This is a genomic window from Deltaproteobacteria bacterium, from assembly GCA_009692615.1.
Classification (GTDB): Bacteria; Desulfobacterota; Binatia; order UBA9968; family UBA9968; genus DP-20.
In genome coordinates this window covers 1-7,653 of the sequence record SHYW01000171.1, presented here as the reverse complement: position 1 = coordinate 7,653, position 7,653 = coordinate 1, and the positions used below count along the sequence as shown (strand labels likewise).

The following is a 7,653-nucleotide window of genomic DNA, read 5'->3' as shown; positions in this document are numbered from 1 at the left end:
TGCCGCGATTTGGCGCTTTGTTTTCCCGGCTTGGCTAAGTCGGCAAAGCGTACAGCGCTCTTCAAGCGAAAACTGTTGATACTTTTGTCCCATAGCAACACCTTATCCCAATAGTGTTGCACTTCGCTTGTGAATCTAGGGTATCCAGGAGTGGCGGGGTGCTGGCAACGAAGATGGATACCGGAGAAAAGCCGGGGATGGGAGCGCCGGTTTCAGCACTCGATTTACGTGCTCGATCGCCAGGGCAACCTGGTCGACGAGTGGCCGCATCTCGAAGAGTTGTTCGCCAAGAATCCCTGCGGTCGTGGGCCACACCAGAGCAAGATCAGCCCCTACGATAAACAGAAGCATGTCTGGATCATCGACGACCAGCTGCACATGATTTACCGATTCACTCACGACGGCAAGCTGGTTCACAGCAAAGGGCAGTTGGGTGTACGCGGTCGCGGGCCGAACACCTTCGACCGGCCGACGGACATCGCTTGGCTGCCCGACGGGACTTACTTCATCACCGACGGTTACGGCGGCACGCGGGTTGTCAAGTACGACGCCAACGACAACTTCATCATGGACTGGGGCGGGCCGCCCAAGGATCCGAAGAACCCAGAGCCCAACGAATGGAATACGGTCCACAGCATCGCGATCAGCGCCGACCGCCGACTCTTCGTCATCGACCGCGGTCACGCAAGAATGCAGGTCTTCGACGAGAACGGAAAATTTCTCGACATGTGGCCCTTGAAATCACCGCACTGGCCGGCCAATCAGCCCACCCTGATGGTGAATCAATTCATCGACGACAAAGGGTTCATTTGGGTCGGTGACGCGCCGATCAGCCGAATTCTTAAGTTCGATCTGAACGGTAACTTTCTTTACGCCTGGGGCGCTCCGGGGGGCCAGGCTGGGCGGCTCAACTGTTCACATGGGATCACCACGGATCAACTCGGGAATCTCTACTTGGCCGATTGCTTCGCGGGACGGCTACAGAAATTCGAACCGATCCCTGATGCCGATCCCGACAAGATCACCGGAAATATTCTCCGCACCTGGGACAGCTGGAAACGCCCTTGAACCTGATGGAATAACTTTCTTTCACCGAAGAGCCGCGCCAATCGGAATGATCAGTGGTTCAACGGTAGAGAGCGGTGGGTTGGGTCTGCACTTTTTCTAATTGCAGGGCGAGCGTTTCGATTTGCTCCTGCCAATAGCGCTCGGTGCCGAAGGCGGGAAACCCCAACTTGAAAGCGCTGTCTTCCCAGCGGCGCGCGATCCAGGCGGAAAAGTGAATCATGCGCAGCGCCCGCAGCGGCTCGATGAGCTTCATGGTCGTCATGTCGAATGCTCTCATTTCTTCATAGGCATCGAGCAAGATATCCCTTTGCTTCTTGCCATATTCGTCGTCGCCGCCGGTGAGCATCCAGATGTCTTGCACCGGCGGCGCGTAGAGCATGTCGTCGAAATCGATGAAATACGGATCATCTCGATTCCACAATATATTTCCCGAATGGCAATCGCCGTGGAGCAGAACGTACTCGACGTCCGCGAAACGAGGCGTGATGGCGTCGCAAATTTGGCTGACGATGATTTCGAAACGACTGGCGAGTTGCATCGGTATGAAGTTTCCATCGATTAAAAACTTCAACGGTTCGCGCCCGTAAGTTTGCGCATCGAGCCGTAAACGGGGAGCGCCTTTGACCGCCGCGCCGACGTTATGCAGGCGCGCCATGAACCTGCCCAGGCGCGTTAACTGTTCGGTATTAAGCTCCGGCTCGAGTCGCCCTGGACGCTTCGGAAAGATCGTGAACATTACTCCGTTGATTTCGAAAATAGATTGTCCCTGGTCGTCCGTCAGCGGGCAGACGACGGGAATTTCGCTGGCTTCGAGGGCCTTCAAGAAATCATGCTCGGCCTGAATCGTCGCGCGGCTCCAGCGGCCGGGGCGGTAAAATTTGATGACGACGTGGGGGCCTTCTTCCATCTCGATGTCGTAGACGCGGTTTTCCATGGCATTGAGCGCGTAGAAACGACCGGTGCAGCGCCCGCCCAATTTTTCGGCGGCGTCGAAAATGACTTCTGGAAGAATCTGCAGGAAGTTGTCTAGCATGGCCGTCATCCTAGACGAGCGTACACGGCTTGTACACTGCCGCGGGTGGGGCATTAAGTTTCTGTCAGAATTTAAACTACTGAACCTGAAAACCGGCTTTGAGGATGGCGCGGAGAAAATCGTCGATGTGCGACTGCGCCGGATCGAACTCCAAGACGGTGACGCTGCGCTCGACGCTGAAGTCGACTTTTCCCACGCCGGCGACTTGCTTGAAAGCTTCACGCAGCACCGGCAGGTCTTCGGTTTTCAAATTGGTTATCGAAATGATCGCGGTTTTCGTCGCCATGGATGTCCTTCGCGATCAATCTGGCAAATGGCCGGGCGCTTTGCAACGTTAACTGACTTGACGGGGAAGCGATGGGCATGAGATCTAAGGAGAAGTTTATTCGCACGGGAGGAACGTGGGATGATCATCTCAGTCGTCAATCACTCCGACGGCCAGATTACCGATGAAAAAGTGCTGCGCGCTATCCGCGCCATCAACCGCCAGATCGCCCAGGACTTCGAGCCCTACTGGAGTTTGGGCGCGACGCTGCGGCTCGAAGGCCGGTCGACGGCGAAAGGCACGCCGCGGGCGGCCGACATGCGCGGCGATGCGATTATTTATTTATGCGTGGCCGCCAAAACCACCGACGCCCTCGGTTATCACGAGAAGCACAATCGCGGCATTCCCTACGGGTTTGTTTTCAGTGAGCTGTCGGAACTGCTCGACGAGAGCTGGAGCGTCACGCTGTCCCACGAAGCGCTGGAACTGATCGGCGACCCGGACGTGAATTTGCTCGCCATGGGGCCCCATCCCAAGCATTCTCGCCGTACGGTGTTTCATTGGTATGAGATGTGTGACGCGGTGCAGGACGAGAGCTATGAAATCGACGGCGTCGAAGTTTCCAACTTCGTCTTGCCGCTTTATTTTACCGGCACCGAAGAGCGCGGCGGGCGCAACGATTTTCTCAACCGCAGTCACGATGGCAGAACGTTGCGCTCCTTCGGCGTCAATCCCGGCGGCTATATCGGTTTCTTCGATCCCAAGACCGGCAAACACCATACTTACGAGCACGCCGGCGACGATCGCGCGGCGGAAAGAAAGCGGATCAAGTTCCGCGCCAAAAAAGCGCGCCGGGGCTTGCGCTATCAGAGCTTTCGCGTGAAATAGGCGGCGCCACTTAACTCCACAGCGGCTCTCACGTGGTTTAATCGCGGCAAGTCGGGTATAACTTGACTTCGATCGCCGCTCTAAAAACACCGGCTGTCTCCACGCAATGACTTCTATTCCCGCTGAATTTTTCGCACTGGCCAACGCGTTTCTGTTTGCCTTGCACAATATATTCACCAAGAAGGCGCTGCGCTATTCGAATCCGGCCACCGGCGTCGTCAGCAGCCTTTCGATCAATATCGTTTTTCTCTGGAGCCTGACGTTTTTGTTCGTGCCGCTGGCCCAGGTGACGCTTGTTTCGGTTTTGATCTTTGTTCTGGTCGGCTTCTTTCAGCCGGGACTGACGCGGCTACTCACCTATAAAGGCATCGATGCCCTCGGCGTGGCGATCACCGATCCGATCCGCGCCAGCACGCCGCTGTTTAGCGCGATCATGGCAATTATTTTTCTCGGCGAGCAGATGACGCTGGCGATTGTCGTCGCGACTTTGATGATCATCGCGGGAATTATTTTGCTTTCCTGGCGCAGCGGCTCGATGAAGCTCGCCGGCTCAGCAGCATTTCTCTGGTTTCCCATTGCAGCTTCGGCGCTGGCAGGCGCGTCGCAAGTGGTGCGCAAGTTCGGTCTCGCTGCCGTGCCCCATCCATTTCTCGCCGCCGCGGTCACCGCCACTTCGTCGCTGGTTGTGTCGGTGTTGACGCTCTGGTACGTCGAGAAAACTGAAGAAACCTGGAAGATGAATCGCCAGTGCGTCTGGTGGTTTCTCGCCGCCGGGATCACCATCAGCTTCGGCATGATTTGCATTTACTACGCGTTGGATCTGGGCAAAGTCTCCGTGGTCATCCCGATCAGCAGCACCGGGCCGTTCTTCTCGCTGATCTTGACCGCGCTATTCCTGCGCGACGTCGAGCGGGTGACGCTGCGCATTGTCCTAAGCGCGCTGCTGGTGGTCAGCGGCGTGGTGCTGCTCAGTTGGTGGAAGTAAGCGGGGCAGTTAGTCTTGTCGTCGTTATGCGGAAGAGGGAATTTAACCACAGAGAGCCCAGCGCGGCAGAGCCGCAACCAAATGGGACAGAGGTTTTCACCACGAAGGACACGAAGAGCACGAAGTTCGGAGAATAAATTATCCGAACCCTTCGTGTCCTTCGTGCCTTCGTGGTGAGATAGTATTTTTCATTGAGCACAGCAACTTGGGAACAGTGGCGCGGAAAATTTGCGCAAGCCGCGCAAACTATCACGGATAGGAGTACAGAGTAGAAGATCCGGAGGCGGAGGGTTGGCCGCAAAGAAACCAAAAACGAATTTATCTCGGAGTTTTTGGTTTGAGGTTGGCGGTAATTTCATCGGCGAGATCGTCCAGTCGTTGTTTCCGAGTTTGGAACGACCAATACAACAAGATCAGAAACACCGCTGGTAGAATCGCCACGGCCAATCCAATAAAGCCGAATAGGACCACACCCACCACGCCAAAGAGCACACCCAAGATCGCGACGCAGATGGGCGTCCAATTGGCGTGTCCAATGATTTCAAATGTCGAACCGTTATAACTCAACCGCCCGTGGATCATGGGCTTTGCGCTCAATGAAAAACCAAGCAGCGGTTCTTGAAAAAAGATTTCCTGAAGGTTCGCACTGCGAAACCGCAAGCTTGCATTGGAACAATCCGTGATGTCGGAAAGCTCTCGCTTAGATTCCCACTCGCCTTGAATTTCTCGCCGATATATCTGAACGCCGCTTCGGAAATAGAATGGCCACCAGAAGATCGCGGCGATAAATTCTGTAACCGAAATTGCTGCAAAGATTGGGATCAGGATGCTAAAGGTGGAGATCAAGTCCATCGCAGCTAACGCCGGGTGAGCCAAAGACGAGTCGTCGCTGCTAAGTCTTGAGGTGAATTTCTTTGCGACCTTTGCACTGCAATATTTGAAAATTTGCGCGCCACGCACAAGTCTTTTCCGATTCGGATACGCCTCTCGCAAAGGCGCAAAGACGCAAAGTTCGGAGGGTAAACATTTATATACTTACTTAATGATTATCTCGTTGTTCCGACCTTTGCGGGCTTGGCGTCTTAGCGAGAGGTATTCCGAATTTCCGTTGCGGCTCTGCTGCGCTAAGCTTTTTGCGGTTAAACCAATCTCCGACTCAGATCGCCGCCGGCTGATCGAGCTCGAAGCCGAGATCGCGGATCATTTGGTGCGCGTCGGTGGCGTCTTGGCCTGGGGTTGTCAGGTAGCCGTTGACGAACATCGAGTTGGCTGGGTAAAGGCTTAAGGGTTGCAGCGAGCGCAAGTTAACTTCCCGGCCGCCGGCGACGCGGATTTCTTTGCTCGGGTTGACGAAGCGGAACAAGCAGAGAGTTTTTAAGCAGCGTTGCGGCGTCAGCTCTCTTTTTTTCTCGAACGGCGTCTTGGGAATTGAGTTCAAAAAATTTACCGGGATCGAGTCGATGTCCATGGCGCGCAGCGTCATTGCTAGGTTGATGATGTCGTCGTCGCTTTCGCCCATTCCAATAATCCCGCCGGAGCAGGTGCCGATGCCGGCGCTCTTGACGCTTTCGATGGTCGCGACGCGGTCGTCGTAGGTGTGCGTGGTGACGATCTCGGCGTGATGCTCGCGGCTGGTGTTCAAATTATGATTGACCCGGCCGACGCCGGCGGCGGCGAGTTTTTGCGTCTTGTCTTCGTTCATCAAGCCGAGCGAGCAGCAGACGTTCATGCCGGTTTGGGCGCGGATCTCGCGCACCGCGTCGGTAATCTCATCGATCTCTTTGTTGGTCGGGCCGCGCCCGCTGTTGACGATGCAGAAGCGCACGGCGCCGGCGGCTTTGGCCTGCTTGGCGCTTTCGACCAGCTGCGCCTTGGGCATGAAGGTGTATTTTTCCACCGGCGCGTCGGACACCGACGATTGCGAGCAGTAGTGGCAGTCTTCCGGACACAGGCCGCTCTTGGCGTTTTGCAAAACGTGAATCTGCACGCGTTTGCCGTAGTAGTGGTGGCGCACTTTGAAGGCGGCGCTCAAAATTTCCGGCAGCTGTTCGTCCGGCGCGTTGAGTATTTCGTGCAACTCTTCGCGCTCGGGAAGAATGCCTCGCAGTGCCTTGTCCGCCAGTTGCTGAAAATCCATTTCATCCTCCAAAACTAGCCAGTTTCTAACATGCGAGGTGGAGCCATGCAAATCAGTCGGCGGTGCGATGATAGCGTCCCAAGACATAAACAAACGCGGCTAAGACGAAATGAAAGGTAATCGGGATGACGCCGCCGAACCAGCGCATCTCCGGCTGTAAGCTCATGGTCAGAATGTAGCGCAGCACCATGCTGGCGGCGTAAACGGCGCTGAAGCGCTCGAGAAATTGCGACCAGTGCGGCCGCACCTCGGCGTAAAAGCCGCGGCCGCGCCAGATCTCGCCGACGACCTTGAGCATCAGAAGCAGCATGAGCAACTGAATGATCAGCAGCGCCGGATAGGGAATCACGCCGGAGAACCAATGCTCCATCGCCGGCAGCCAGGTGACGCCGGTGAAGGCGACCAGCGCTTGTCCAAATACTCGCAAGGCAAAGAAGAAAGTTAGCAGCGCGAGGAGCGGGCCGTGCATTATGTTGGCGCTTCCAGTGTGAAGAGAATTTCCTCGGCGGCTTCCGGCGTGGCGCTCAGCAACGGCGCTTTGAATTGGACATCGCGGGCGCCGCGCCGAAAAATTTCGTGTTGCCGCCGACGTAGTAATTCGTATGCGGATGTAACTCTTTGCCGTCTTTATCGAGCCACTTCTCTTTGGTTTGGTACTTGCCTTCGAGGTTGACCGCTTTGGCGCTCCAGTTGTCTTTTTCTCGCGGCACGTAATCGCCGCGCTCAAGAATCAGAATCTTTTTTCCCGTCGGCGCAAGCTTGTGTGCCAGCGTGCCGCCACCGGCGCCGCTGCCGATGATGATCACGTCGTAATGGTTTGCCATGGATGCTCCCGTGCTCGCTAAAGTCGACCGCCAGCAAAAGTTATTGCTTTGTGAGGGTTAGATGCGCGGGCGGTTCATTTGGTTGCAATTCGCATTATACGGGGGATTTACTCGACGCGCCCGTGATTTTTTTTAAATCGTCTCGACCGTTACGCAACCCCGCAACTTTCTGATTGTATTGTGCGAAGGTAAGAATCGCCGTAGAATCCAATTGGATTAATGTCATCGAGCGTAGTGGTTGCATCCAAATCATCGTAGCATAGTCAGTCGAACGAGGATTCACCAATGCATTGAGTAAAAGAAGCAGTTAAGGAATCTCTGAACAAGTCATCTAGCAAGTCGTCTAATAACGAAGAGCAGAAAGACCGACAAGGTGAGGCGGGAGGAAAGAGCGTGGGGGAGCAGACAACGTTTGCGAGTTTGGCGTGGGCGAGAAAGAAAAAGCAGAGCAAG

The 7,653-nt window shown here is 55.4% G+C and carries 9 protein-coding genes; 3 read left to right on the top strand and 6 right to left on the bottom strand.

Annotated features, from left to right (window positions below; genetic code table 11):
• The first annotated feature begins 228 nt into the window (after positions 1-228).
• Positions 229-1,068 carry a hypothetical protein gene (locus tag EXR70_24445; GenBank protein MSP41648.1) on the top strand — a complete coding sequence of 280 codons (840 nt, stop codon included), beginning with the start codon at positions 229-231 and terminating at the stop codon, positions 1,066-1,068.
• A gap of 58 nt (positions 1,069-1,126) precedes the next feature.
• On the opposite strand, the gene EXR70_24440 is transcribed toward EXR70_24445, so the two are convergent.
• Together EXR70_24440 and EXR70_24435 are read right to left on the bottom strand one after the other, a co-directional pair.
• Positions 1,127-2,155, bottom strand: a complete 1,029-nt coding sequence (locus EXR70_24440; GenBank protein MSP41647.1) for a serine/threonine protein kinase — start codon at positions 2,153-2,155, stop codon at positions 1,127-1,129.
• Between the two features lie 22 nt (positions 2,156-2,177).
• Positions 2,178-2,387, bottom strand: a complete 210-nt coding sequence (locus EXR70_24435) for a hypothetical protein (protein MSP41646.1) — start codon at positions 2,385-2,387, stop codon at positions 2,178-2,180.
• Positions 2,388-2,507: 120 nt separating this feature from the next.
• On the opposite strand from EXR70_24435, the gene EXR70_24430 reads away from it, so the two are divergent.
• Together EXR70_24430 and EXR70_24425 are read left to right on the top strand one after the other, a co-directional pair.
• A complete protein-coding gene (locus tag EXR70_24430; protein ID MSP41645.1) occupies positions 2,508-3,254 on the top strand; it encodes a hypothetical protein in 747 nt (248 codons plus the stop codon).
• 106 nt (positions 3,255-3,360) lie between these two features.
• Positions 3,361-4,239: a hypothetical protein gene (locus EXR70_24425; protein MSP41644.1), complete on the top strand. Its 879-nt coding sequence runs from the start codon at positions 3,361-3,363 to the stop codon at positions 4,237-4,239.
• A gap of 318 nt (positions 4,240-4,557) precedes the next feature.
• On the opposite strand, the gene EXR70_24420 is transcribed toward EXR70_24425, so the two are convergent.
• From EXR70_24420 to EXR70_24405, 4 genes are all read right to left on the bottom strand, one after another.
• Positions 4,558-5,199, bottom strand: coding sequence for a hypothetical protein (locus tag EXR70_24420; GenBank protein MSP41643.1), 642 nt, complete (start codon positions 5,197-5,199; stop codon positions 4,558-4,560).
• Positions 5,200-5,395: 196 nt separating this feature from the next.
• Entirely contained in the window at positions 5,396-6,376 is a 981-nt protein-coding gene (gene bioB / locus EXR70_24415) for a biotin synthase BioB (protein ID MSP41642.1), read from the bottom strand.
• A gap of 52 nt (positions 6,377-6,428) precedes the next feature.
• Complete coding sequence (locus EXR70_24410; GenBank protein MSP41641.1) at positions 6,429-6,845, bottom strand: hypothetical protein; 417 nt, start codon at positions 6,843-6,845, stop codon at positions 6,429-6,431.
• Between the two features lie 55 nt (positions 6,846-6,900).
• The gene (locus tag EXR70_24405) at positions 6,901-7,200 is read right to left on the bottom strand and encodes an FAD-binding protein (protein MSP41640.1); all 300 of its coding nucleotides are present in this window, start codon (positions 7,198-7,200) and stop codon (positions 6,901-6,903) included.
• Between the last annotated feature and the right edge of the window lie 453 nt (positions 7,201-7,653).